Below are 25,702 nucleotides of genomic sequence, written 5' to 3'. Positions count from 1 at the left end.
GCAGGCTGCAGACGACGCGAGGCCCCGCACGGCCCGTCTTGGGCGGCGCGGGGCCTCGTCTCGCCGCGTGTCGGCCGGTGCGGGCGCGGGCGCTAGTTCTCCTCGACGCCGTCGCTCCACGCCTCGACGTCCTCGATGCGGATGACGCTCGCCACCGCGGCGACCTCCGGCAGCGCGCCGAGGGCGTCGCATGCGGCCATGACGTCGCGCTCGAGCGCGCGATGGGTGATGAAGGCGACCGAGCAGGTCGTGCCGTTGCCGTCCGCGAGCTGGTTGATCTGGGAGATGGAGATGCCCGCCTCGGCGAAGGCGGCGACCACGGGCGCGAGCGTGCCCACGCGGTCCTCGACCGACAGGCGGATGTAGAAGCGCCCGGTGAGGTCTTCGATGGAGCGGACGGGGAGCACGCGCTCGAAGGGCTCGCTCTCGGCGGGCAGGGCGACGCCGCGGGCGATGGGGCCGGCGAGCTCGAGGATATCTCCCACGACGGCGCTCGCGGTGGGGAACGCGCCGGCGCCGGCTCCGTAGAACATCGTCTCGCCCACGGCGTCGCCCACGGCGAACACCGCGTTCATCGCGCCGTCCACGGCGGCGAGCTGATGGGTCGCCGGAATCATGGCGGGGTGCACGCGCGCCTCGACGCCTTCGGCGGTCTTGCGCCCGACGGCGAGGAGCTTGACCTTCATGCCCAGCTCGCGCGCCTGCTCGATGTCGGCCGCCGAGACGTTGCGGATGCCCTGGCGGTACACGTCGTCGGTGGTGACGCGCGTGTGGAAGGCGATGGAGGAGAGGATGGCGAGCTTGGCGGCCGCATCGTGGCCGTCGACGTCGGCGGTGGGGTCGGCCTCGGCGTAGCCCAGGCGCTGCGCGTCGGCGAGCACCTCCTCGAAGCCCAGGCCCTCCGCGTCCATGCGCGAAAGGATGTAGTTCGTGGTCCCGTTCATGATGCCGGCGATGGTGAGGGCGTCGTTGCCGATGAGCGCGTGCTCGAGCGCGTTGACGATGGGGATGCCGCCGGCGCAGGCGGCCTCGCAGCGGATCTGGACGCCGGCGCGCGCCGCCTGCCCCGCGAGCGAGGCGACGTGGCGCCCGAGGAGCGCCTTGTTGGCGGAGACGACGTGCTTGCGGTGCGCGATGGCGTCCTCGAAGATCTCGGTCGCGGGATGGTCGCCGCCGATGAGCTCGACCACGATATCGATGGCGGGGTCGGCGGTGACCTCGCGCCAATCGGTGGTGAAGGCGTCCGCCGCAAGCCCCAGGGCGTCTGCGCGCTCCGGGTGGCGCGCGCAGGCTTTCCGCACGCGCACGTCGATGCCGTAGGCCGCGAGGTAGTCGTCATGGTGCTTGGCGATCAGGCGGACGACGCCGCCGCCCACCGTGCCGAGTCCGATGACGCCGATCTCCACGGTCCTGGTGCTCTGCTGCATGGGGGCTCCAATCTCGAAAGCGCGTGCGCGCGGATTCCCCGTCGCCCTGGGGCTCGGGGCCGTTTTGCATATCTATAGCATGGGGCACATGATAGCTTGCCGGCTCCTTTGCGCATACGCCCTGCGTAATAAAGATGTAACATGGCAAATTCCCGAATCAGACCTGAATAATCGCTGGTCAAAAGCGTATGGATGCCGCCGTGCGGAACGGGGGCGTCGGCCGTGGAAGAAGGACCTTACTTTTCTCAAGTAAAGCATGTAAGCTGGTGCAACCGACCGGGAGACAATCCCGGGAGGGGACCTTCAAATCGCCGAGCCGTCCGGCCGGCCGCATGTGAGAGGAGAGCCGTATGTCGTGCCTCACCGGTAAGTCATTCAATCCTGTCGTGAATCGCAGGAGCGTTATCGCGGGCGTAGCAGGTCTGGGGGCGGCAAGCATTCTAGCCGGTTGCTCCGACGGCGGCTCGGGCGGCGGCTCCTCTGCATCCTCCGCCGGTGCGTTCAAGGTGGGCACCATCGGCCCGCTGACCGGCCCCGCCGCCTCGTACGGCAACTCCGTCGCCCACGGCGTGGAGCTCGCCTGCAAGGATTTCGCCACCGATGCGCTCCCGCTCGCGTCCAAGGCCGAGGACGACGTCGCCGACGGCGAGAAGTCCGTCAACGCCTTCAACAGCCTTGCCGACTGGGGCATGCAGGTGCTCGTCGGCCCCACCACCACCGGCGCCTCCATCGCCGTCGCCGAGGTCGCCAACTCCGATCCCAAGGTCTTCATGATCACCCCGTCCGCGTCGAGCCCGGATGTCACCGCTGACAAGACCTGCGTCTTCCAGGCGTGCTTCAACGACCCCAACCAGGGTGCCAACGCCGCCGTGAAGCTCGCCGAGATGTTCCCGAACGAGAAGTACGTCGTGTTCTACAACTCCGGTGACCCCTACTCCGCGGGCATCCGCGACGCCTTCGTGGCCAAGGCCGCCGAGCTCAAGCTCGAGGTCGTCGACGAGGAGTCCTTCAAGGACGACTCCCAGACCAGCTTTACCAACCAGCTCACCAAGGCCAAGGATGCCGGCGCCACGATGATCTTCGCCCCCATCTACTACACGCCCGCGTCGGTGCTGCTCACCAACGCCAAGGAGATGGGCTACGACGTCAAGATGATGGGCTGCGACGGCATGGACGGCATCCTGGGCGTCGAGGGCTTCGACACCTCGCTCGCCGAGGGCCTGTACCTCATGACCCCGTTCTCCGCCGACGAGGACAAGAACGCCGACTTCGTGGGCGCCTACAAGGACGCGTACGGCGAGACGCCCGACCAGTTCGCCGCCGACGCCTACGACGCGGTCCACGCCGTCGTCATGGCCATGGAGGAGGCCGGCCTCGCCGCCGACGCCGATCCGGCCGACATCGCCGACCAGCTGCCCGCGGCCATGACCGCGATCACGGTCGAGGGCCTCACCGGCACGCTGACGTGGAACGACAAGGGCGAGGTCGAGAAGGACCCGATGGTCTACGTCATCCAGGGCGGAAAGTACGTAGCGGCCTAGCGTCGCCCGTCCTGAACGCCTGACACGCATACGGTAATTCCGGGGACGGGCCTTGGTGGACCAAGGTTCGTCCCCTTTTTCGACTCAAGCGGGCAACCTGCTGCGTGCCCGCGATCATGAAAGGGGGGATTGCGCATGACGGTCTTTCTCCAGTATCTCGTGAACGGCCTGTCGATGGGCAGCGTGTACGCCATCATCGCGCTCGGTTACACCATGGTGTACGGCATCGCGAAGATGCTCAACTTCGCCCACGGCGACGTCATCATGATCGGCGCGTACATCTCGTTCTGCGTCACCTCGTATCTGGGGCTTCCGGCGATCGTGTCGGTCGTGGCTGCGGTCGCGGTCTGCACGGCGCTCGGCATCCTCATCGAGGGCTTCGCCTACAAGCCGCTGCGTCAGGCAGGTCCGCTCGCGGTGCTCATCACCGCCATCGGCGTGTCCTATTTCCTGCAGAACGCCGCGCAGCTCATCTGGGGTGCCACGCCGAAGAACTTCACCTCCATCGTGAGCTTCCCGGTGCCCGATTTCCTGCGCGCCTACAACGTCTCCGCGGTCTCGCTCGTGACCGTCGTCGCCTGCCTGGTCATCATGGCGGGGCTCATGTGGTTCACGGGCAAGACCAAGATGGGCAAGGCCATGCGCGCGGTCTCCGAGGACAAGGCTGCCGCTCAGCTCATGGGCATCAACGTCAACCGCACCATCTCGATGACGTTCGCCATCGGATCCGCCCTCGCCGCCATCGCCGGCGTGCTGCTGTGCTCCTATTCGCCGGTGCTGCAGCCCACCACGGGCTCGATGCCCGGCATCAAGGCCTTCACCGCGGCGGTCTTCGGTGGCATCGGCTCGATTCCGGGCGCCTTCGTCGGAGGCATCCTGCTCGGCATCATCGAGGCCATGGCGCAGGCCTACATCTCCACGAGCCTCGCGAACTCCATCGTGTTCGCCGTGCTCATCGTGGTGCTTCTCGTCAAGCCGGCCGGTCTGTTCGGCAGGTACGTCCCGGAGAAGGTGTAGCGTCATGCCGAATTTCCTCAAGAACAAGAAGACCCGTCGCGATTTCGTGACGTACGGCCTGGTGGTCCTGGCGTTCGTCGCCGTGAGCCTCATGCAGGCGAACCACATGATCCCGCGCATGATCGTGGGGCAGCTCGTGCCCATCTGCGCCTACATCGTGATGGCCATCTCGCTCAACCTCGTCGTGGGCGTCGCGGGCGACCTCTCGCTCGGGCACGCGGGATTCATGAGCGTCGGCGCCTACACGGGCATCGTCGCGGCGACGAGCCTCGCCGAGGCCGTTCCCAACGATGCCGTCCGCCTCGTGATCGCCCTGCTCGCCGGCGCCGCCTCTGCGGCGCTTGCGGGATTTCTCGTCGGCATCCCGGTCCTGCGCCTGTCCGGCGACTACCTGGCCATCGTGACGCTCGCGTTCGGCGAGATCATCAAGGAGATCGTCACCTGCCTGATCGTGGGCGTCGACGAGCGCGGCCTGCACGTGCTGTTCAACCTCACGGGCAAGCTGACCGTGGACGACCTCGGGCTCGCCGAGGGCGGCGCGGCCATCATCAAGGGCGCCCAGGGCGCCTCGGGCACCGAGACGATCTCGACGTTTTTCGCGGGTTTCCTGCTCGTCATGGTCGCCCTCGTGATCGTCCTCAACCTCGTGCGCAGCCGCGCCGGCCGCGCGATCCTCGCTGTCCGCGACAACCGCATCGCCGCCGAGTCCGTGGGCATCTCCACCACCAAGTACCGCATGATCGCCTTCGTGGTGTCCGCCGCCCTCGCGGGCGCGGCGGGAGCGCTGTTCGGCAACGGCTTCTCCCAACTGTCCGCGACCAAGTTCGACTTCAACACCTCGATCCTCATCCTGGTCTTCGTCGTCCTCGGCGGACTGGGCAACATGCGCGGCTCCATCGTCGCCGCCACGGTGCTCACCATTCTTCCCGAGGCCCTGCGACAGTTCTCCGATTACCGCATGCTCGTCTACGCGATCGTGCTCATCCTCGTGATGATCTGCTCCAACAACCCCACGATCAAGGGATTCGTCGCGCGCGTCCTGCCGCGACGCCGTTCGAACGAGGAGGAGGTGAGCGCCGATGCCTAAGTTCGAGTTCGAACGCGGCAAGATGGTGCCGGTTCCCAGCCATTCCATCGTCCCCGAGCGCGACGTCGACTCCGCACCCGTGCTCGAGGCCCTGCACCTGGGGATAGACTTCGGCGGCCTGAAGGCGGTCGACGACTTCAACCTCACCATCGGCAAGACCGAGATCGCCGGCCTCATCGGGCCCAACGGCGCGGGCAAGACGACGGTCTTCAACCTGCTCACCAAGGTCTACGCGCCCACGCGCGGCACGATCCTGCTGAACGGCAACGACACGAGCGGCAAGACGGTCAGCCAGGTCAACCGCATGGGCATCGCCCGCACGTTCCAGAATATCCGCCTGTTCAACACCATGACGGTGGAGGAGAACGTCAAGGTGGGCCTCCACAACACCAAGGCGTATTCGACGCTTTCGGGTATCCTGCGCGCGCCGTCCTACTGGCGCCGCGAGGCCGAGGCGCACGACCGCGCCCTCGAGCTGCTGTCCATCTTCGACATGCAGGATCTTGCCAACCATCAGGCCGGAAGCCTGCCCTACGGCGCGCAGCGCCGCCTCGAGATCGTGCGCGCGCTCGCGACCAATCCCAGCCTGCTGCTGCTCGACGAGCCCGCCGCGGGCATGAACCCGTCCGAGACCGCCGAGCTCATGGAGAACATCGTCAAGATCCGCGATACGTTCAACATCGCGATCATGCTCATCGAGCATGACATGAACCTCGTCATGAATATCTGCGAGGGCATCTGCGTGCTCAACTTCGGCAAGGTCATCGCGAAGGGCACGGCCGAGGAGATCCAGAACAACGAGACCGTCATCGAGGCGTATCTCGGCAAGCAGAAGGAGGCGTAAGGCGTATGGGCGACCGCATCCTGCACGTCGAGGACATCAACGTCTACTACGGCGCGATCCATGCCATCAAGGACGTCTCCTTCGAGGTGTCCGAGGGCGAGATCGTGGCCCTGATCGGCGCGAACGGCGCCGGCAAGTCCACGACGCTCAAGACGCTCTCCGGACTCTTGCGCTCCGCCACGGGCGCGATCGAGTTCATGGGCGAGAGCATCATGCACGCGCAGCCCGACAGACTCGTGGCGAAGGGCCTGGCGCACGTGCCCGAGGGCCGGCGCGTCTTCCAGCAGATGACCGTCGAGGAGAACCTCGAGATGGGTGCCTACACCCGGCCCGGCTCCGAGATCGCTCCCGGCCTCGAGCGCGTCTACGCGCATTTCCCGCGCCTGAAGGAGCGTCGCCGCCAGGTGTCCGGAACCCTGTCGGGCGGCGAGCAGCAGATGCTCGCCATGGGCCGTGCGCTCATGAGCTCGCCGAAGCTCCTCATGCTCGACGAGCCTTCCATGGGCCTCGCCCCCATCCTGATCGAGCAGATCTTCGACATCGTGCGCGAGCTGCACGAGGCGGGGACCACGATCTTGCTGGTCGAGCAGAACGCCCAGATGGCGCTCTCCATCGCCACGCGCGGCTACGTCATGGAGACCGGGCGCGTCACGCTGTCCGGTACCGGGCGCGAGCTGCTCGAGAACGACGATGTGCGCAAGGCGTATCTGGGAGGATAGGGCCGGCGCAAACGGATTTGCGCGGGGCCGCGGCGACGCGGCCCCTTTTTGCGCGGAAGGGCCGTGCCGAGGGGGCGCCCTTCTGGCGCGCTGCCCGCCCGGGCCGCCGAAGCCCGGCGGCGCGCGTGCGCCGCATGCCGGCGGCCCCGCGGGGCATGCCGCGCTCGTCCCGACGGTACAATTGGCATATCCGTACGCATCGTCGGAAGGGACGATACATGCAGTTTGATTTCACGACGGCTCCCGACCGCAGGGGCCACGACGCGCTCGCGATCGATTCGATCGGCATGGACCCAACGGCTCCCGCCGCGCCGCGCGCGGGTTTCGACGCCATTCCCATGTGGGTGGCCGACATGGCCTTCAAGACGTGCCCCGCGGTGACCGAGGCGATCGGCCGGCGCCTGGCCCAGCCGCATTTCGGGTACTTCGAGCCGCGCGAGGAGTACCTCTCGGCGATTCTCTCCTGGCAGTGCGACCGCAACGGCGTGACGGGCCTCGAGCCGCGGCATGTCGGCTATGAGAACGGGGTGCTCGGCGGGCTCGTGAGCGCGCTGGCGGCCCTGGCCTCCCCGGGGGATTCCGTCCTCGTGCACAGCCCCACCTACATCGGCTTCACCAAGAGCATCTCGAACGCCGGCTACCGCATCGTGAGCTCCCCGCTCGTCTTGGACGAGGAGGGGATGTGGCGCATGGACTTCGACGACATGGAGCGCAGGCTCGTCGAGAGCCGTGCGCACGTCGCCGTGTTCTGCTCGCCCCACAACCCGTGCGGGCGCGTGTGGGAGCGCGCCGAGATCGAGCGCGCGATGGAGGTCTACGCCGCCCACGACGTGATGGTCATCTCCGACGAGATCTGGTCCGACATCATCCGCCCCGGTCTCGTCCACACGCCGACGCAGTCCGTCTCCGACGACGCCCGCCGGCGCACCGTGGCGCTCTATGCGCCGTCGAAGACCTTCAGCTTGGCGGGGCTGGTGGGCAGCTACCACATCATCTACGACGACTATCTGCGCGACCGCGTCGACGCGTGCGCGTCCAAGAGCCATTACAACATGATGAACGTGCTTTCCATGCACGCGCTCATGGGCGCGTATTCCGAAGAGGGGAGGGCATGGGCCGATGAGCTGCGCGCGGTCATCGCCGAAAACGTCGATCTCGCCTGCGACGTCATCGACGAGCGCTTCGACGGCGTCGATGTCGTCCGGCCGCAGGGCACCTACATGATCTTCCCCGATTGCAGCGCCTGGTGCGCGCGCCATGGAAAGACGCTCGACGAGCTGCTCGCCGCGGGCTGGGACGTGGGCGTGGGTTGGCAAGACGGCCGCCCGTTCCACGGTGCGTTCAACATCCGCATGAACCTCGCGCTTCCCGCCGCGCGCCTCGAGGAGGCGCTCGACCGTCTCGACCGGTACGTCTTCAACCCCCGGTAGCCTCCGCGCCGGTCCGCCTCAAGGGGGGGATGGGCGGCAATCTTGGGTGGGCCGGCACGAAGCGGGCGTCCGCGGCGGGCCCGGCTGGACCGCCGCGGCCCGACCGCGTGCGCCTCAATTCGGTGCCTGTCCCCTTTTTGAGGTCCAAGAGACGAAAGGAATGCCCATGGACGATATCGAGATCCCCGTGCCCGTTTTGCGCGAGTTCTGCGCCGAGAACCTGGCGCACGTCGGGGCCGCCCTGGCGGCGGGCGCCGAGCGCATCGAGCTCTGCGACAACCTCGCCGTCGGGGGGACGACCCCGTCGGCGGGCGTCATCTGGAAAGCATGCGAGGCGGCGCACGCCGAGGGCGCGCGCGTGATGTGCATGGTGCGGCCCCGCGGTGGAGATTTCTGCTACGACCTGGATGAGCTGCAGGCCATGGAGGCCGATATCTCGGTGGCGCTCGACCTGGGTGTCGATGGCATCGTCCTGGGCTGTCTCGCCCCGTGCGATGCGGAGTCCTACGCCGCGTCCCGGGAGGTTGCGATCGCGGCCGGCGACCTGCCGGGCGCGGGCTATGCGGGCGGCTTCGCGATCGACTACGCCGCGCTCGACCGGCTGTGCTCCGCGGCCCGTGCGGCAGCGTCGGGACGTCAGAACGCCCTCGATATCACGTTCCACATGGCGTTCGATGCGCTGCCCGACGAGGCTCAAGACGAGGCGCTCGAGCTGCTGCCCACGTTCGGCGTGACGCGCGTTCTCTCCCATGGCGGGGCTGCCGGCACCCGCATCGAGGACAACCTCGACCGCCTGCGCGCCCTCATCGAGCGGGCGCCGGATGGCCTCACGGTGCTACCGGGGGCGGGCATCACCCATGGGAACGCCGACGCCGTGGCGCGTTCGACGGGGGCGTGGGAGCTGCACGGAACCCGCATCGTGGAGCTCTCCCGGCCCGTGGCTTAAGCCCGTCTGCGCACATGCGGGGCAAGGGGCGGCATCAGGCCTTCCGGCGAGATGCCGCCCTGCCCGCCGCGACCATCTTGCGCTGCGACGCCCGTTCGCGCTCGGTCATGCGCTCCATCACGTGGCCGAACAGCGCGGCGAGCAGTTGCTGGAAGATCGTGCCGCACATGACGGGGAACACCGCCTCGCCCGGGAAGTACTGCGTCGCGATGACGGCGCCCGAGGAGATGTTGCGCAGTCCGCAGGAGAAGCAGATGGTGACGAGGTCGGGGAAGGCGGCGCTGAGGGCGCGCGCGAGCGCGATGCCCACGATGAACCCGAGCGTGGCGAAGACGAGGATGAACAGCGCCGCGCTCGCACGTTCCCAGGTCAGGTTGAGGATGTAGTCGCTCATCTTGGTGGAGTTCGCGGTGATCACCGTCACCATGAAGATGCGGCAGAGCGGGCCGATGGCGGGCGAGAGCCTCTCGTGGCCCCAGCCGCGCGTGAGGTCGTTGACCGCCATGCCCGCGACGGCGGGCAGTGCGATCATGAACGCCATGTTGACCATCATTCCAACGGGGTCCATGGGCACGCTGGCGCCAAGGAGGAGCGAGAGCGTCGCGGGTATGGAGAACGGCGAGATGACGGTCGAGACGAGGATCGCGGCGAGTGACAGCGATCCGTTGCCGGCGAACATGCCGACCCACATGAAGCTCACGATGCCCACGGGGACGCAGTACTCGAGCGTGATGCCGCATACGATCTGGGGGTTCCCGCCGAACAGGAGGCTCGCGAGCCCGAAGGCGGCAAGCGGCATGGCGACGAGGAGCACGATCAGGATCGCGATGAGCTTCCCGGGACGACGAAACACCTCGATGAGCTGGTGGAGCGTGTTGTTGAGCGCGCCTTGGAAGGTCATGAAGGCGAACAGGTAGGGAACGATGCGCTCGATGGGGCCGAAGACGTCGGGGGCGAGCACGCCGGCCGCCACGCAGCAGGGGACGATAAAGATCATGTGGGAGCCGATCGCGTCTCCCAATCGCTTCCAAGCCTCCGCCATGCGCATCCTCCGTGTGCCGTCGCGCGTTCGCCGTCGCACGGGATGATAGCGCGCCCATGTTACGGAAGGGTTGCGGTCCGTGTTCTTCCTGAGGTCCGTGCGCACTGGGCCGTGCCGTGGGGGCGAGCCGAACGGGCGGGCGGCCCGGGGCGACCGGGGCGCAGATCACCCGCGTGGCGCGTGCATGCCGCGCGGGCTTCGTCCCGCTCCCGCCTTCGCGACCGTTCCCCCGTTTGCCTTCGGCGGCTGTCCGGGCGGCGCGTATAATGGAAAGCGTTCAACAGCTCGGTCCGCCGCAGCGGGCCCATCCAGAAAGTTGCCGCCTATGCAGCGCAATGCCTATGCGCGCGGCCTTTTCGCCGCGCTCCGTGTCCCATCCCGTACGGCTTTCCCGCTGGGGGTGGTCCGCCGTGTCTTCGCTTAAGACCACGCACCGCTGGGTCGTCGCGAACAACGATGTCGCCGCCGAGCGCCGCCTGGCGGACGCCCTGGGAGTCCCCGCGCTCGTCGCGCGCATCATGGTCGCGCGCGGCATCACCGATCCCGAGGAGGGCCGCCTGTTCCTCACCCCCTCGCTCGAGCGCGACTGGGAGGACCCGTCCATCATCCCCGGCCTCGTTGAGGTGGCCGATCGCGTCGCGTCGGCCCTCGCGGCGGGCGAGTCCATCGCGGTGTTCGGCGACTTCGACGTCGACGGCATCACGTCGACCTGCCTGCTCACCGAGGCGCTTCGGGCGCTCGGCGGCTGCGTCCACCCGTTCATTCCGCATCGTTTCGAGGAAGGGTACGGCCTGTCGGCGGCGGCGCTCGATCGCGTGGTGGAGGAGTGCGCCCCGTCGCTCATCGTGACGGTGGACAACGGTATCGCCGCGCGCGAGGAGGTCGCGGCGCTCACCGCGCGCGGCATCGATATCGTGGTGACGGACCATCACGAGCCCGCCGACCTTGTCCCCACCGGCATTCCGGTCGCGGACCCCAAGCTCGCTGACGCGAGCCCGAGCCGGGAGCTCGCCGGGGCCGGCGTCGCCCTCAAGCTCGTGCAGCTTCTGGGCGAGCGCCTCGGGAATCCGGACCTCTGGCGCCGCTACACGGAGGTCGCCGCGCTGGGCACGGTCTCGGACATGATGCAGCTCACGCGCGAGAACCGCGCGCTCGTGGCGGACGGCATCGCGCAGATGCGCGCCACGACGCGCCCGGGGTACATCGCCCTCGCGGCGCTCGCGCGCACGGACCTTTCGACCATCACCGCGGATTCGCTCTCCTTCTCGCTCATCCCGCGGCTCAACTCCGCGGGCCGCATGGCCGATCCGGCCCTGGCCCTCAAGGTGCTTCTCGCCCGCGACGCCGCCGAGGCGGGCCGCCTCGCCGCCGAGCTCGAGGAGGTCAACCGCGAGCGCCGCGAGATCGAGGCCGCGCTCGCCGAGGAGGCGCTGGCGCTCGTCGAGAGCACCTACGACGGCGGGCGCGTCGTCGTCGTGGGCGGCGAGGGCTGGCACGAGGGCGTGAAGGGCATCGTGGCGACGCGCATCACCAACCGTTACCACGTTCCCGCCCTGCTCTTCTCCATCTCCGACGGCATCGCCCGCGGGTCGGGCAGGTCCGTGGGGTCGGTCAACCTCTTCGATGCGGTCGAGCGGTGCTCGGACCTGCTGATCCGCTTCGGCGGGCACGCCGGCGCCGTGGGCGTCACCTGCCGCGCCGAGGACCTCGATGCGCTTCGTACCCGCCTCGAGGAGGTGCTGGCCGAGGTCCCGGCCGAGGACTTCGAGGACACCGACGAGGTCGCCGCGGTCGTATCGCTCTCCGAGCTCGACGTCGAGACGGTCGAGCGCATCTCGGTGCTCGAGCCGTTCGGGCAGGGCAACAAGGTCCCGCTGCTCGCGGCCACGGGCGTCACGATGTGCGACCGCGCGGTCGTGGGCAAGACGGGCGAGCACATGCGCTTCGTCGCCACCGACGGCGCTGCGAGCGTTCCGGCAATCATGTTCCGCGTCCCCGATATCGCCGAGCGCGTGTGCTGCGACACGGTGGTCGACCTGGTGTTCGAAGCCGTGGCCGAGCGCTGGCAGGGCCGCGTGAAGTCCAAGCTCATGGTGCGCGACATCCTGTGCCGTACCTGCGATGACGGCACCGGCGGCTCGGCGGACGGCGCCGCGCGGCCGTGCGGGCCGGAGTCCCTCGCCCCCGCGCCCGCCTCCGCGCGCGATCCGGAGCCGGCCTGCGACCGCGCCCGCCGCGCGATGCTCGCGAACCTCTCCTACGACGAGCTGACGCGCTCCCTCATCCACGGCCTGATCGGCTCGTCGTCCCCGCATCCCGCGCAGGTCGAGGCGCTCGATGCCCTCGCCGCGCGCGAGAGCGTGCTGGCGCTCATGGGCACCGGGCGCGGCAAGTCCCTGATCTTCCAGGTCCACGCCGCGCGCGAGGCGATCTTGAACGGGCGCGCGAGCATCTTCGTGTACCCGTTGCGGGCCCTCGTCTCCGACCAGGCCTTCCACCTCGCCGAGCGGCTCGGCGCCATGGGCGTGCGCGTGGCGGTCCTGACGGGCGAGACCCCGATCGCCGCCCGTGACGCCGCGTTCGGCGGCCTCTCCTCCGGGCGCGTCGACATCGTCCTCACCACGCCGGAGTTCCTGGCCATCCATACCGACCGTTTCGCGCGCCCCGGACGCGTGGGGTTCCTCGTCGTCGACGAGGCCCATCACGCCGGGGTGGCGCGCGGCGGCGCCCGCGAGAGCTATCTGGACCTGCCCCGCATCCTCGACGCGCTTGGTCGCCCGACGGTCCTGGCGACCACCGCGACGGCGTCGTCGCCCATCGTGGACGAGATCCGCGATCTCGCCCGCATCGACCGCGTCGTCGTCGACGAGCACGTGCGCGACAACCTGATGGTCGATGACGCGCGCGACGTCGCGAATCGCGAAAACCGGCTCGTCTCCATCGTCGCGACGGGCGAGAAGTGCATCGTCTACGTGAATTCGCGCGACCAGGCGCAGGCGCTCACGCGCACGCTGCGCCGCCGGGTCCCCGAGGCGGCCGGCTCCATCGCGTTCTACCATGCCGGGCTCGCGCGCGAGGACCGCGCCCGCGTCGAGGGGGCGTTCCGCGACGGGTCGCTCGCCTGCATCGTGTCCACCTCCGCGTTCGGAGAGGGCGTGAACCTTCCCGACGTGCGCCACGTCGTGCTCTACCACATGCCGTTCGGTTCGATAGAGTTCAACCAGATGAGCGGCCGCGCCGGGCGCGACGGTCAGACCGCCCAGGTGCATCTGCTCTACTCCGCCCGCGACGCCCGCATCAACGAGCGCCTGCTCGACGCCGCGGCGCCGGGGCGGGAGGAGCTCGTCACGCTGTACCGCGCGCTCCAGACGATGTGGCGCGCGAACCGCGGCAGGACGGGGGAGGGCGACATCGACGCGACCGATCTCGATATCGCCCAGATGTGCCTCGCCATCGACGCGCGCAGCCCGGTGGAGGAGCGCTCGGTATCCTGCGGCCTCGCCGTCTTCGAGGAGCTCGGGTTCGCCGAGGTCGAGCGCGTGCGGGACGGCAGGAGGATCCGCATGGCCGATCGGCCCGGTCGCGTCGAGCTCTCGCGCTCGATTCGCTATCTCGAGGGGCTCCGTGCACGCCTGGAGTTCTCCGACTTCCGCGACTGGGCGCTCACCGCCCCCGCTTCTGATATGCTTTCGCGTATCAACCGACCCATCACGCCCCGCTCGCTGTAGCCAAGGAGCCCTGTATGAACACCCCGACCAGCCCAGACGCCGCGCGCAGTCGCAGCAAGCACACCAACCTCGAGGGCACGCTCCGTCCCACCTCCGAGCTCGTGCACTACGCGCACGCCGATGACCTGCCCTACCAGATCATGGCGGACAACTACGACCGCCTCTCGGAGCTCATCGGCAAGTACATGAGCGAGGCGGATCGCGAGAAGGCCGAGCGCGCGTACTGCTTCGCCGCCGAGAAGCACCGCGACCAGAAGCGTCGGAGCGGCGAGCTCTACATCAACCATCCGGTCGAGGTCGCCATCATCCTGGCGGAGCTCAAGATGGACTGCGACGTCGTCTGCGCCGCCCTGCTCCACGACACCGTGGAGGACACCGAGACGTCGCTTGCCGACGTGGCCGGCATCTTCGGCGAGACGGTCGCCGAGCTCGTGGACGGCGTCACGAAGCTCACCAACATCGAGGTCGACAGCATGGACGAGAAGCAGGCGCTCAACCTGCGCAAGATGTTCCTCGCCATGAGCCGCGACATCCGCGTCGTCATCGTCAAGCTGGCGGACCGCCTGCACAACATGCGCACCCTGGCGGCCCTGCGCGAGGACCGCCGCCTGTTCAAGGCGCGCGAGACCATGGACGTCTACGCCCCGCTCGCCGATCGCCTGGGCATGAGCTCCATCAAGTGGGAGCTGGAGGACCTTTCGTTCTTCTACCTCGAGCCCGAGGCCTACCAGCGCATCGCGCGCATGGTCGCGGAGAGCCGCGAGGTGCGCGAGCGCTACCTGGCCGAGACCATCAAGACGCTCGACGAGGAGCTCAGGCGCGTCGGCCTCACCGGCTTCTCCATCAAGGGGCGCTCCAAGCACTACTGGTCCATCTACCAGAAGATGCGCCGCAAGGGCAAGGAGTTCTCCGAGATCTACGACCTCGTCGCCCTGCGCGTCATCACCAACACCGTGGGCGACTGCTATTCGGCGCTCGGCGCGGTCCATTCGCTTTGGCATCCCATGCCCGGGCGCTTCAAGGACTATATCGCCATGCCCAAGTTCAACAACTACCAGAGCCTGCACACCACGGTCATCGGCCCCACGGCGCGTCCGCTCGAGATCCAGATCCGCACCTACGAGATGCACGAGCAGGCGGAGTACGGCATCGCCGCGCACTGGCTGTACAAGCGCTCCGGCGGGTCGACCGCCTCCAAGTCCAGCGATGCCCAGCGTCTCGATGACCAGATCAACTGGCTGCGCCGCTCGCTCGACTGGGCGGTCGACGACGAGATCGGCGATCCCAAGGAGTTCCTGCACTCGCTCAAGGTCGACCTGTTCGACCAGGAGATCTTCGTCTTCACGCCCAAGGGCGAGGTCATGAGCCTCCGCGCCGGCTCGACGCCGCTCGATTTCGCCTACGCGGTCCACACCGAGGTGGGCAACCACTGCGTCGGCGCCAAGGTCAACGGCGCGGTGGCGCCGCTCTCGCATGAGCTCGCGATGGGGGACCGCATCGAGATCCTCACCAACAAGAGCGCCCGTCCCTCCCGCGACTGGCTCAACCTGGTCCGCACCCCGAGTGCGAAGTCCAAGCTGCGCCGCTATTTCGCCGCCGCGACCAAGGACGAGGACGCCACGGCGGGGCGCGAGCAGCTCGCGCGCGACCTGCGCCGGCGCGGATACGGCATCTCGACGCCGCGCACGACGCGTGCGCTCAACGCCGTGGCCGACCAGCTCAACTACAAGCAGCTCGAGGACGTGTTCGCCGCCATCGGCTCCGGCAAGGTCGCGGTGCGCATGGTGGGCAACAAAGTCGCCCAGATCCTCGACCCCAAGCCCGAGGGCGCGACGAGCAAGGCCGAGGCGATCGCCGGGATCGCGCGCCAGCCCGCGCGCGGCTCGAACCGCAAGCCGCAGAAGCGCGGCAAGGCCAGTTCGGGCGTCGTGGTGAAGGGGGAGAGCGCCGACGCGCTGCTCGTGCGCCTCGCGCACTGCTGCAACCCCGTGGCGGGCGACGAGATCGTCGGCTTCATCACGCGCGGCCGCGGCGTCTCGGTGCACCGCGCCAACTGCCCGAACGTGAAGGGCCTCATGGAGCATCCCGAGCGCATGATCGAGGTCGACTGGGACGGTGCCGCCGACGCGCTCTTCCAGGTCGAGATCGTCGTCGAGTGCCTGGACCGCATGGGCCTGCTCAAGGACGTCACCATCGCCATCGGCGACGCGGGCGGCAACATCCTGTCCGCCGCCACCGCCACCGACCGCGAGGGCGTGGCGACGCTGCGCTTCCTCGTGGAGATCTCCGACGCGAGCGGTCTCGACCCGCTGCTCACCGCCATCTCCTCGGTCGAGAGCGTCTACGACGCGCGGCGCCTCATGCCGGGCGAGGGCGGCGCGCAGATGAAGCGCCGCCGCTGAGCGCGCCGGGACATGCGAATGAAAACGAGCCGGGTCCGAAGGGGCCCGGCTCGTGGTTTGAGGGCGGTTCGGTGTCTTGAGGCCCGTTTGGGGCGCGCCGCGCATCGCCGTCCGCGCCCGCGTCCGGGCGATGCGGCTACTTCCCCTCGACCATCGTGAGGGAGATCTTGCCGCGGTCGCGGTCGATGCCGCAGATCCACACGTCGACGGTGTCGCCCACCGACACCACGTCGCTCGGGTGCTTGACGAAGCGCTTCGCGAGCTTGGAGATGTGCACCAGGCCGTCCTGATGGACGCCGATGTCCACGAAGGCGCCGAAGTCCACCACGTTGCGCACCGTTCCGGTGAGCTTCATGCCCACCTCGAGGTCGGCGAGGCTCGTGACGGAGCGGCTGAACACGACCTCAGGCGCGTCGTCGCGCGGGTCGCGGCCGGGCTTCTCCAGCTCGGAGATGATGTCGCGAAGGGTGGGGACGCCGCAGCCGAGCTCGGTCGCGAGCTCGCCGGCATTGCCTACGCGCCGGGCGATGTCGGCGACGCCGCCCGCGGCGAGCGCCGCGGCGTCCACGCCGGCGCGCTCGAGCACCGCGGTCGCCACGGGGTAGCTCTCGGGGTGGACGCTCGTGGCGTCGAGCGGGTTCGCGCCCCCGGTGATGCGCAGGAAGCCCGCGCAGTTGAGGTACGCCTTGGGTCCCAGCATGGGCACCTTCTTGAGCTGGCGCCGGTCGGTGAACGCCCCGTGCTCCTCGCGGTAGGCGACGATGTTCTTCGCGATGCGCGGCGTGATGCCCGAAACGTAGGAGAGCAGGCTCGCGCTCGCTGTGTTGAGGTCGACGCCCACGCGATTGACGACGCGCTCGACCACGTCGCCGAGCGCGCGCCCCAGCTCGACCTGGTTGAGGTCGTGCTGGTACTGGCCGACTCCGATGGACTGCGGAGGAATCTTCACCAGCTCGGCGAGCGGGTCCTGCAGTCGGCGGCCCAGGCTCATCGCGCCGCGGGTCGTCACGTCGAGGTCGGGATACTCCTCGCTGGCGAGCTCGGAGGCGGAGTACACCGAGGCGCCCGCCTCGTTGACGATGGTGTAGCGGACGTCCGCCCCGGACTCGGCGATGAAATCGGAGACCACCTGCTCGGTCTCGCGGCTCGCGGTGCCGTTGCCGATCGCGATGGTGTTGATCCGGTAGCGACCGATGAGCTCGGCGAGCTTGCGCTTGGTCCCTGCCACGTCGCTCCGCGGCGGCGTGGGGTAGACCGTGGCGTAGTCGAGCAGCTTGCCGAACTCGTCGAGCACGGCGACCTTGCAGCCGGTTCGGAAGCCCGGGTCGAGCGCGATCACCCGCGCCCCGCGCACGGGGCGGGCCGAGAGGAGGGCCTCGGTGTTCTTGGCGAACACCGCGATGGCGTCGGTCTGCGCCCGCTCGGTGAGCGCGCTTCGGACCTCGCGCTCAAGCGAGGGGGCCATGAGGCGCTTGTAGCCGTCTGCCAGCGCGGCGTCGAAGGCGTCCGCGAACGCGCCGCGACGGCGGGGATAGCGCCTGCCCAGAAGGCCGATCGCGGCGTCGGCATCGGTGCGCACGCGGACGCTGAGCTTGCCTTCCGCCTCGCCGCGGTTGATGGCGAGCACGCGGTGGTTGGGGATGCGCGCCGCCGCCTCGGAGAAGTCGTAGTACGGCTCGTAGACGGTCTTCTCGCCCGCGTCGACGGCCTCGACGCTCACCGCGCCGGTCTGCGCCGTGTAGGAGCGCAGCGCCTCGGTGTTCTCCGCGTCGTCCGCGATGGTCTCCGCGACGATGTCCTCGGCGCCCTTGAGGGCGGCCTCGGGTGTGGCGTAGCCTGCGTCTCCGTTTACATAGCGCGCCGCCGCCCCGAGGGCCCCTTGCGGGGCATCGGCTTGCAGCATGATGAGGTTGGCGAGCGGTTCGAGCCCCGCCGCGCGTGCCTTGGAGGCGCGGGTCGCGCGCTTCTTTCGATAGGGTTTGTAGAGGTCCTCGACGCGGCGCAGCATGTCCGCCGCCTCGATCTCGCCGCGGAGCTCCTCGGTGAGCTTGCCCTGCTCCTCGATGGCGCGCAGCACCTCTTGCTTGCGCTCCTCGAGCCCGCGCAGGTAGGAGAGGCGCGCGTCCAGGTCGCGCAGCTTCTCGTCGCCCATGCCGCCGGTGGCCTCCTTGCGGTACCGTGCGATGAACGGGATGGTGTTCCCTTCGTCGATGAGTTTGATGACCGCCTCGACATGCTCCTTGGCGACGCCGAGCTCATCGGCGATGCGCTGTTCGATATCCAGCATCCGGCTCCAATCCGTCTCGGTTTCGTGCTAGGTGTAGGTATTGTAGGGTCATATCGGCGTGCACATGGAATTACCCGTTACAATCCCCTTGTCCAACGAGTGCGCCCCACGGGGCGGAAGGGAGGCCGCGATGCAGGCCGAGACAGAGCTCGATTGCGTTCCGCGCGGGACGATGCGGGTCGAGTGCGTGGTGAACGGGCCCATTCAGACGAATACCTATTTTGCGATCTCGGGCGACGAGGCCGTGGTGATCGATCCGGCGTCCGAGGGCGAGCGCCTGGCGCGCGATTTCATCGATGGACATCCCGGTGTCCGCATCGTCGCGATCGCGTGCACCCATGGGCACGCCGACCACGTCGGCGGGGTCGCGGGCATGCGCCGCGTGCTGGGCGAGGACGTCCCCTTTCTCATGTCGGAAGCGGATATCCCCATCGTTCCCGGAGCGATTCGCCATCTCCGCGGGTTCTACGGCCTCGATACCGAGGAGCCCCCGGCGCCCGACCGCTCGCTCGCCGAGGGCGATACTCTCGCGTTCGGCGATGTCGAGCTCCAGGTGCTCGACGCTCCCGGGCACACGCCGGGCGGCATCGTCCTGTTCGCCGCGACGGAGGAGGGCGACATCGCCTTCACGGGCGACACGCTCTTCCCGGGCGGGCACGGGCGCACCGATCTCGAGGGCGGTGACGACGCGACGATCATGCGCACCTTGGCGCGCCTGTTCGCGATGCTGCCCGAGGACACGCTCTGCCTGATCGGCCACAACGGGACCACGACGGTCTCCCAGGAGCTCTGCGCCAACCCGTTCGTCCGCGAGGCCCTGCGCGCCCACGCATCCTGACGCCGTTCGGCGCCTAGAACCGCCCGTTCATGGATGAAAGTTTTATGACCACTGTTTCTTTATTTGTGAAAAAACCTTTCATATAGGGCCCGTGGTATCCTATATGCGTCATTTCGACAACGAGACAACAGGGGGTTTCCATGCTCGTTAACGCAACAGACATGCTGAAGCAGGCCGAGGCCGGTCATTACGCGCTCGGTGCGTTCAACACCAACAACCTGGAGTGGACGCTGTCCATCCTGCAGGCCGCCGAAGAGGCAAAGTCCCCGCTGATCATCCAGTGCACCGGCGGCGCCGCCAAGTGGATGGGCGGCTACAAGGTCTGCGCCGATATGGTCAAGGCCGCGGTCGAAGCCCTGAACATCACCGTCCCGGTCGCCTTGCATCTCGATCACGGCTCCTACGAGGACTGCTTCAAGTGCGTCGAGGCCGGCTTCACCTCGATCATGTACGACGGTTCCCATGAGGAGACCTTCCAGCTCAACCTCGATCGCACCGCCGAGCTCGTCAAGCTCGCCCACGAGAGGGGCATGTCCATCGAGGCCGAGGTCGGCGGAATCGGTGGCGTCGAGGACGGCGTCGCTTCCAACGGCGAGCTCGCCGACCCTGCCGAGTGCAAGCAGATCGCCGATCTCGGGGTCGATTTCCTCGCCTGCGGTATCGGCAACATCCACGGCGTGTACCCTGCGGACTGGGCTGGCCTGTCCTTCGAGCGCCTTGGCGAGATCAAGGCCGAGGTCGGCGACCTGCCGCTCGTTCTGCACGGCGGCACCGGCATCCCGGTTGACCAGATCCAGAAGGCCATCTCCCTTGGCGTCTCCAAGATCAACGTCAACACCGACCTGCAGCTCGTCTTCGCCCGCGGCACCCGCGAGTACATCGAGGCCGGTCTCGACCAGCAGGGCAAGGGCTACGATCCCCGCAAGCTTCTCAAGCCCGGTCGCGAGGCGATCGTCGCGCGCACCAAGGAGCTCATGGAGGAGTTCGGCTCCGTCAACAAGGCGTAGCGCTCGCTCTGCAATGCATTGCGTCGTGCGACGGGTGGCACCCCTGCGGTGCCGCCCGTTCTCGTATGCGGGACGCGCCGCGCCGGCATGGGGGCAGTGCGCGCGGCGGTCGTTTTCGCGCGGCGAAATCGCGGGGTGCCGGCATGAGGGTCCGGTCGCTCCCGCCAGCCCGGTCAGATCGCGATGCCCCGCGGGCCCCGTGCGCCGTTCCGGTCGGATGCTCCCGCGACGCCGTGCTCCGCGCTCGCCGCCGCGCAGGCCCCGCCGCCTCTCCGAACCGCGGCGTTCGGATACACTTCTAATGATCATGTCTACGGTAAGCGGAGGTAATCATGGGTGTCAGGACTGTGTGTCCGGCGGACGGAGTCGTCGCCGAGGGGCCGCTGGGTGCCGTCGACGGCGCGCGCAACGGCGATTACCGCTTCCTGGACGTCGGCCTTCCTGCCGAGATCGCTCGGCTGAAGGCGATCGGCAGGCTGGACGCAGCGTGCGCGGCTTGTACGGCGATGCTCGAAGCAGGCGGGGTCGAGCCCGAGCTCGCCGCATGCCTGCGAATCGAGCGCCATCGCATGGGTCGGCTCGCGCGGCAGTTCTGCGTGAGCCGCGAGCGCGCCCTCGAGCTCATACGCGTCGAATGGCCGGAATTCACCGAAGGACAGCTGGACGAGCTCGTCGAGCGCGGGCGCATCGATTGGCGCATGGTCGACGGGGAGCAGCGCTTCCTCGCCGATTTCCTCGATTCGCTCCGCGTGTACCCCGCCGAGGTCCCCGGCCTTGCTCCCGATGCCCCCTCCGACACGGCGACCCGCGACGCCATGCTCGCCGACATGCGGGACCGCGGCTTCTCCGAGCGGCTCGTGACCGTGCGGGCACGGATCGAGGTGCCCGGCGCCCGCGCGGGCCAGACGGTTCGGGCCTGGCTACCGGTCCCTGCCGCCTCGCCCCAGCAAAGCGATATCGAGATGCTCTCCGCAACCGAAGGCGCCCTGTTCGCACCGGAGGACGCCTCGGCCCGCACCGTGTTCTGGGAGTCGGACGCGCTGCGCACCTTCGAGGTCGTCTACAGGTATCGCATCCGCGCGCCGTATGTCGACACCGAGCGTCCCGCTCCCGCCCGCCACGCGGTTGCGGACGGCGCGGTGTCGCCGGCTGACCTCGCTGAGGAGCGGCCCCATATCCTGTTCACGCCCTACCTGCGCGCCCTGACCGCCCGGGTCGTGGGCGGCATCGAGCGTCCCGTGGATCGCGCGCGTGCGATCTACGACTACGTGACGCGCAACGTGGATTACCGCTACCAGCCCGAATATGCGCAGCTCGATGCGATTGCGGACGCGTGCGCCAAGTCGCTCCGAGGCGACTGCGGCGTCATGGCGCTGCTCTTCATCACCATGTGCCGCATCGCGGGAGTTCCCGCGCGCTGGCAGAGCGGCCTGTATGTCGCCTGCGACTACATCGGGCCCCACGACTGGGCGATGTTCTACACCGAGGAATACGGCTGGCTCTGGGCGGACTGCTCGTTCGGGTCGTCGGCGCGTCGCGCAGGCGACGAGGTGCGCCGCAGGCACCATTTCGGCAACCTCGATCCCTGGCGCATGGTGGCGAACAGCCGCTTTCAAGCGGATCTCGTCCCCTCGTTCGACGAGGTGCGCTCGGACCCCTACGACAACCAGATGGGGGAGGCCGCCGTCGACGGGCGCGGACTCGATGCCTGCGAGATGATTCGCACGGTGGAGCTGCTCGAGATGGCGGAAGTCTGATCGGGTGCGCACCTCCTCGGTTGTGGTACCATGTGCAGACGCGTGCCCGAGTGGCGGAATTGGCAGACGCAGCGGACTCAAAATCCGCCGATGGCGACATCGTGCGAGTTCGACCCTCGCCTCGGGCACCATATGCATGCGAGAGGACCCCGTCAGGGGTCCTTTTCGTTTACGGTCTCTGCGTCCCGGGTCAAACGCCTAAATCGGGGACAGGCGCCAAATTGAGCGGGGTCTCGGCCGCTCGACGGGGCTTCGTGTCGTGCATCCACCTCAATCCGGCGTCTGCTTCCTCAGTCGAGGCGTTCGGGCGGCGAATCGGCAGCGGCGGTGCGCGCTTCCGAAATCGCGGCACGACCGGTCTGCCTGTCCGCCCTCTCATGCCGGCCCTCATACATGCGCCGTCTGTTGTCGTTCGGCCTCGGAATGCCAATTCCCTTGACATGGTCTCAATGTGATATCACAATGCAATCAGCAGCCGCACGGACTGCTCGGGGACTCGCCCCCTCCCCATCGCAATCTGGGGGTGGCGCCGGGGCTGTCACGCAAACGCCGGTGCAGTCGTGAAAGGAACTCACATGAGCGTGGAAAAGCAACTCAAGGCCAAGTCGGGCTACGGCATGCTCGCCGTCGTCATCGTGGCGCTCGTCGCCATCGTCGGCCTCTTCATATGGAGCGTTGCCGGCATCGCCGGCACGCCCGACGGCGTCGACGCGCCGGCCGCCTACGGCTTGGGGCTGGGCGCAAGCATCGTTGCCTTCTGCTCCTGGTTCCTGCCGCTGAACGGCTTCTTCTCCCTGCAGCCCGGCCAGGCGCGCGTGTGCATCCTCTTCGGCAAGTACGTGGGCACCGTGCGCGACGAGGGCTTCTTCTGGGCGAACCCGTTCTACAGCAAGAGCATGGGCGGCTCCGCCGGCATCGGCGAGATGCTCGAGCTCGAGATGAGCGATTCGAAGGCCGCCAAGGCCGCCGCCCAGAAGGCCGTCAAGGGCAACCCCTGCACCATCTCCACTCGCGTGCGCACCCTGAACGGCGAGCGCCTGAAGGTCAACGACAAGATGGGCAACCCCATCGAGATCGCCACCGTCGTGGTGTGGCACGTGGCCGACACCGCCAAGGCCCTGTTCGACGTCGACGACTACCAGAGCTACGTGGCCATGCAGGCCGAGACGGCGCTGCGCCACGTGGCCAGCGTGTACGCCTACGACCACCTTGAGGACGAGTCCGACGCCGCGGGCGCCATCACGCTGCGCGCCAACGTCGAGGAGGTCTCCGAGGCCCTGCGCCGCGAGCTCGCGATGCGTCTCGCGCCCGCCGGCGTCGAGGTGGACGACGCCCGCCTCACCCACCTCGCCTACTCTCCCGAGATCGCCCAGGCGATGCTGCGCCGCCAGCAGGCCGAGGCCGTCATCGCCGCGCGCAAGAAGATCGTCGAGGGCGCCGTCTCCATGGTCGACATGGCCGTGAAGGAGATGGCCGCCGGCGGAACCATCGAGCTGGATGACGAGCGCAAGGCAAACATGGCCAGCAACCTCATGGTGGTTCTCTGCGGCGAGTCCGAGACGCACCCCATCGTCAACGCCGGCTCCCTCTACTAGCCCATCTCGATGTAGGGACGGTCCCTAAATCGAGGTCCTGCGGCGCTGAACGCAGGCTCTCCGTACCGGTGCTCCAGTCGACACCGCCCGCTCGCCGTATTTGATACGCTGGAAGATGGCCCACCACCCAAGGTCCATCCCGATAAGAAGGCACGCCATGGCACGCAAGCAGTATCCTCTCCGCATAGACCCTGTCGTATGGGAGGCGGTCCAGCGTTGGGCGGACGACGAGATGCGCAGCGCAAACGGCCAAGTCGAGTGGATCTTGCGCGACGCCCTCAAGCGGGCCGGGAGGCTGCCTCGTCGCGAGGATCCCGCTTCCCGCGAGCGGGGGGAGGCACGAGGGGAGTGAGGTCGCGTCGCGGATTCCGGCGTCGGGTGCATCGGGGCGCGGTGATGGCCGGCGGGTGATGGCCGGCGAGCAAACCGCTCGTGATGAAAGTGTGAAGTTGCTGTCCGGTATGCTAATATTCAACGGTGCTGCTTTTAGCAGCTTTATGTGAAAGAGGGGCAAGGCCCCCACCTTTCGGCGCCATATGGGTAGCTGTCTGGTCCAACAAACGAAGATGTACCGGTTTCGGACCGTTTTCTACGTTGTGCCCAGATGCTGCTTGTTGGCATCTGGGTTTTGTTTTGTCTCGCAAGAAGGAGGTTGGGACAATAGCTAGGTCTGATGACACCCGCATCAACGGGGACATTACCGCGACCACGTGCCGTCTTATCGGCGTAGATGGTTCGCAGCTCGGCCTGTTCGGCATTCGCGACGCACAGCGCGTTGCCGATGAGCAGGGCCTTGACCTGGTGGAGATCGCGCCTAACGCGGAGCCGCCGGTGTGCAGGGTCATGGATTACGGCAAGTTCAAGTACCAGCAGGCCATCAAGGCCAAGCAGGCTCGTAAGAACCAGTCGCGCGTCGAGGTCAAGGAGATGAAGTTCCGGCCTAAGATCGACAAGGGCGATTACGAGACCAAGAAGGGTCACGTGCTGCGCTTCCTCAAGAAGGGTGCGCGCGTCAAGGTCACCATCATGTTCCGTGGCCGCGAGATGGCCCACCCCGAGCAGGGCCTGAACGTGCTGGACCGTCTGGCCGAGGACCTGAAGCCGTACGCCACGGTCGATTCCGCACCCAAACTCGAGGGCCGCAACATGCTGATGGTCCTCGCTCCGATCAAGGGAGCCTTCGACAAGGTTGAAGCCGAAGACGCAGCGCCCGAGAAGTAGTCAGTAGCAACCGATTAAGGAGAAGTTCATGCCTAAGATGAAGTCCCACAGCGGCACCAAGAAGCGTTTCCGCCGCACCGGTACCGGCAAGCTCATGCGTGCCAAGGCCTTCAAGAGCCACATCCTCACCAAGAAGAGCACCAAGCGCAAGCGCAACTTCCGTCAGGAGACCGAGATCGCCGCTGCCGACGCCAAGGTCGTCAACGCCCGTCTCGCCGGCCGCTAATCCGGTCACGCTCGTTTCGTTTCGTTTTTACTAGGAGTTGATTAGCTATGGCACGTGTTAAGCGCGCTGTGAACGCAAAGAAGAAGCGCCGTACCGTCATGAATCGTGCGAAGGGTTACTACGGTGCCGCTTCGCGTACGTACAAGCATGCTAAAGAGCAGGTCCAGCACTCCCTGCAGTACCAGTACCGCGATCGTCGCAACAAGAAGCGTGAGATCCGCAGCCTCTGGATCACCCGTATCAACGCCGCCGCCCGCCTGAACGACATCTCCTATTCTCAGTTCATGCACGGTCTGAAGGTCGCTGGCATCGAGCTCGACCGCAAGGTCCTGGCCGAGATGGCTTACGAGGACATCGAGTCCTTCAACGAGCTCGCCGCCATCGCCAAGAAGGCGCTCGAGGCTTAAAGATCGAACACATATCGTGTCTTCAAATAGGGGTGCCATCGGCGCCCCTTTTTCTAATATGAGTTGAACATTGTCAAGTGGCAAAAAGGCCCTGCCCTCCGCGGAGCTACCGCGGAGGGCAGGGTCCATCTATCTTCACCCGGTGGCCGCGCCGCTTGAGGGCGTGTCTGCTCGACGCACG

Annotated in this window: 20 protein-coding genes and 1 tRNA gene; 18 read left to right on the top strand and 3 right to left on the bottom strand. The window is 67.7% G+C overall.

The window, feature by feature from the left end:
• Positions 1-92: 92 nt before the first annotated feature.
• Positions 93-1,427, bottom strand: coding sequence for a homoserine dehydrogenase (locus BQ7355_RS00105; protein WP_072414345.1), 1,335 nt, complete (start codon positions 1,425-1,427; stop codon positions 93-95).
• A 350-nt stretch (positions 1,428-1,777) separates the two neighbouring features.
• On the opposite strand from BQ7355_RS00105, the gene BQ7355_RS00100 reads away from it, so the two are divergent.
• From BQ7355_RS00100 to BQ7355_RS00070, 7 genes are all read left to right on the top strand, one after another.
• A complete protein-coding gene (locus BQ7355_RS00100) occupies positions 1,778-2,968 on the top strand; it encodes an ABC transporter substrate-binding protein (RefSeq protein WP_072414344.1) in 1,191 nt (396 codons plus the stop codon).
• 135 nt (positions 2,969-3,103) lie between these two features.
• Positions 3,104-3,985, top strand: a complete 882-nt coding sequence (locus BQ7355_RS00095; protein WP_072414343.1) for a branched-chain amino acid ABC transporter permease — start codon at positions 3,104-3,106, stop codon at positions 3,983-3,985.
• A 4-nt stretch (positions 3,986-3,989) separates the two neighbouring features.
• On the top strand, positions 3,990-5,072 hold the full coding sequence (locus BQ7355_RS00090) for a branched-chain amino acid ABC transporter permease (protein WP_072414342.1): 1,083 nt from the start codon (positions 3,990-3,992) through the stop codon (positions 5,070-5,072).
• Complete coding sequence (locus BQ7355_RS00085) at positions 5,065-5,916, top strand: ABC transporter ATP-binding protein (RefSeq protein WP_072414341.1); 852 nt, start codon at positions 5,065-5,067, stop codon at positions 5,914-5,916. The genes BQ7355_RS00090 and BQ7355_RS00085 overlap by 8 nt, the downstream gene beginning before the upstream one ends.
• Before the next feature lie 5 nt (positions 5,917-5,921).
• A complete protein-coding gene (locus BQ7355_RS00080; protein ID WP_205407533.1) occupies positions 5,922-6,635 on the top strand; it encodes an ABC transporter ATP-binding protein in 714 nt (237 codons plus the stop codon).
• A gap of 218 nt (positions 6,636-6,853) precedes the next feature.
• Positions 6,854-8,065 carry a MalY/PatB family protein gene (locus tag BQ7355_RS00075; RefSeq protein ID WP_072414340.1) on the top strand — a complete coding sequence of 404 codons (1,212 nt, stop codon included), beginning with the start codon at positions 6,854-6,856 and terminating at the stop codon, positions 8,063-8,065.
• A gap of 166 nt (positions 8,066-8,231) precedes the next feature.
• Positions 8,232-9,011: a copper homeostasis protein CutC gene (locus BQ7355_RS00070; RefSeq protein ID WP_072414339.1), complete on the top strand. Its 780-nt coding sequence runs from the start codon at positions 8,232-8,234 to the stop codon at positions 9,009-9,011.
• Positions 9,012-9,045: 34 nt separating this feature from the next.
• Here BQ7355_RS00070 and BQ7355_RS00065 read toward each other — a convergent pair whose 3' ends face one another.
• Positions 9,046-10,053, bottom strand: coding sequence for a bile acid:sodium symporter family protein (locus tag BQ7355_RS00065; protein ID WP_072414338.1), 1,008 nt, complete (start codon positions 10,051-10,053; stop codon positions 9,046-9,048).
• A 410-nt stretch (positions 10,054-10,463) separates the two neighbouring features.
• On the opposite strand from BQ7355_RS00065, the gene recJ reads away from it, so the two are divergent.
• Positions 10,464-13,781, top strand: a complete 3,318-nt coding sequence (gene recJ, locus BQ7355_RS00060) for a single-stranded-DNA-specific exonuclease RecJ (RefSeq protein WP_072414457.1) — start codon at positions 10,464-10,466, stop codon at positions 13,779-13,781.
• 14 nt (positions 13,782-13,795) lie between these two features.
• The gene (locus BQ7355_RS00055) at positions 13,796-16,183 is read left to right on the top strand and encodes a RelA/SpoT family protein (protein WP_072414337.1); all 2,388 of its coding nucleotides are present in this window, start codon (positions 13,796-13,798) and stop codon (positions 16,181-16,183) included.
• A gap of 136 nt (positions 16,184-16,319) precedes the next feature.
• On the opposite strand, the gene BQ7355_RS00050 is transcribed toward BQ7355_RS00055, so the two are convergent.
• Entirely contained in the window at positions 16,320-18,470 is a 2,151-nt protein-coding gene (locus tag BQ7355_RS00050) for a Tex family protein (protein WP_072414336.1), read from the bottom strand.
• Between the two features lie 130 nt (positions 18,471-18,600).
• Here BQ7355_RS00050 and BQ7355_RS00045 point away from each other — a divergent pair, with 130 nt between their 5' ends.
• The 9 genes from BQ7355_RS00045 (at position 18,601) to rplT (ending at position 25,521) form a co-directional block, all read left to right on the top strand.
• Positions 18,601-19,308 carry an MBL fold metallo-hydrolase gene (locus BQ7355_RS00045; protein ID WP_072414335.1) on the top strand — a complete coding sequence of 236 codons (708 nt, stop codon included), beginning with the start codon at positions 18,601-18,603 and terminating at the stop codon, positions 19,306-19,308.
• Between the two features lie 140 nt (positions 19,309-19,448).
• Positions 19,449-20,315: a class II fructose-1,6-bisphosphate aldolase gene (gene fba, locus BQ7355_RS00040; protein WP_072414334.1), complete on the top strand. Its 867-nt coding sequence runs from the start codon at positions 19,449-19,451 to the stop codon at positions 20,313-20,315.
• Between the two features lie 332 nt (positions 20,316-20,647).
• Positions 20,648-22,072, top strand: a complete 1,425-nt coding sequence (locus BQ7355_RS00035; RefSeq protein ID WP_072414333.1) for a transglutaminase-like domain-containing protein — start codon at positions 20,648-20,650, stop codon at positions 22,070-22,072.
• Between the two features lie 44 nt (positions 22,073-22,116).
• A tRNA-Leu gene (locus tag BQ7355_RS00030) sits at positions 22,117-22,203 on the top strand.
• Positions 22,204-22,647: 444 nt separating this feature from the next.
• Positions 22,648-23,667, top strand: coding sequence for an SPFH domain-containing protein (locus BQ7355_RS00025; RefSeq protein WP_072414332.1), 1,020 nt, complete (start codon positions 22,648-22,650; stop codon positions 23,665-23,667).
• Between the two features lie 157 nt (positions 23,668-23,824).
• Positions 23,825-24,019: a type II toxin-antitoxin system antitoxin gene (locus BQ7355_RS00020; RefSeq protein WP_072414331.1), complete on the top strand. Its 195-nt coding sequence runs from the start codon at positions 23,825-23,827 to the stop codon at positions 24,017-24,019.
• A 281-nt stretch (positions 24,020-24,300) separates the two neighbouring features.
• Positions 24,301-24,888, top strand: a complete 588-nt coding sequence (infC, locus tag BQ7355_RS00015; protein WP_205407532.1) for a translation initiation factor IF-3 — start codon at positions 24,301-24,303, stop codon at positions 24,886-24,888.
• 28 nt (positions 24,889-24,916) lie between these two features.
• Positions 24,917-25,114 (top strand): 50S ribosomal protein L35, encoded by a 198-nt coding sequence (gene rpmI, locus BQ7355_RS00010; protein ID WP_072414330.1) that lies wholly within the window; start codon positions 24,917-24,919, stop codon positions 25,112-25,114.
• Positions 25,115-25,161: 47 nt separating this feature from the next.
• Complete coding sequence (gene rplT / locus BQ7355_RS00005) at positions 25,162-25,521, top strand: 50S ribosomal protein L20 (protein ID WP_072414329.1); 360 nt, start codon at positions 25,162-25,164, stop codon at positions 25,519-25,521.
• The last annotated feature ends 181 nt before the right edge of the window (positions 25,522-25,702 follow it).

The sequence above is a fragment of the Collinsella phocaeensis genome (genome assembly GCF_900119895.1).
Classification (GTDB): Bacteria; Actinomycetota; Coriobacteriia; order Coriobacteriales; family Coriobacteriaceae; genus Collinsella; species Collinsella phocaeensis.
Note: the sequence above shows the minus strand (reverse complement) of the source record. Positions and strands in the feature narration are given on the sequence as shown.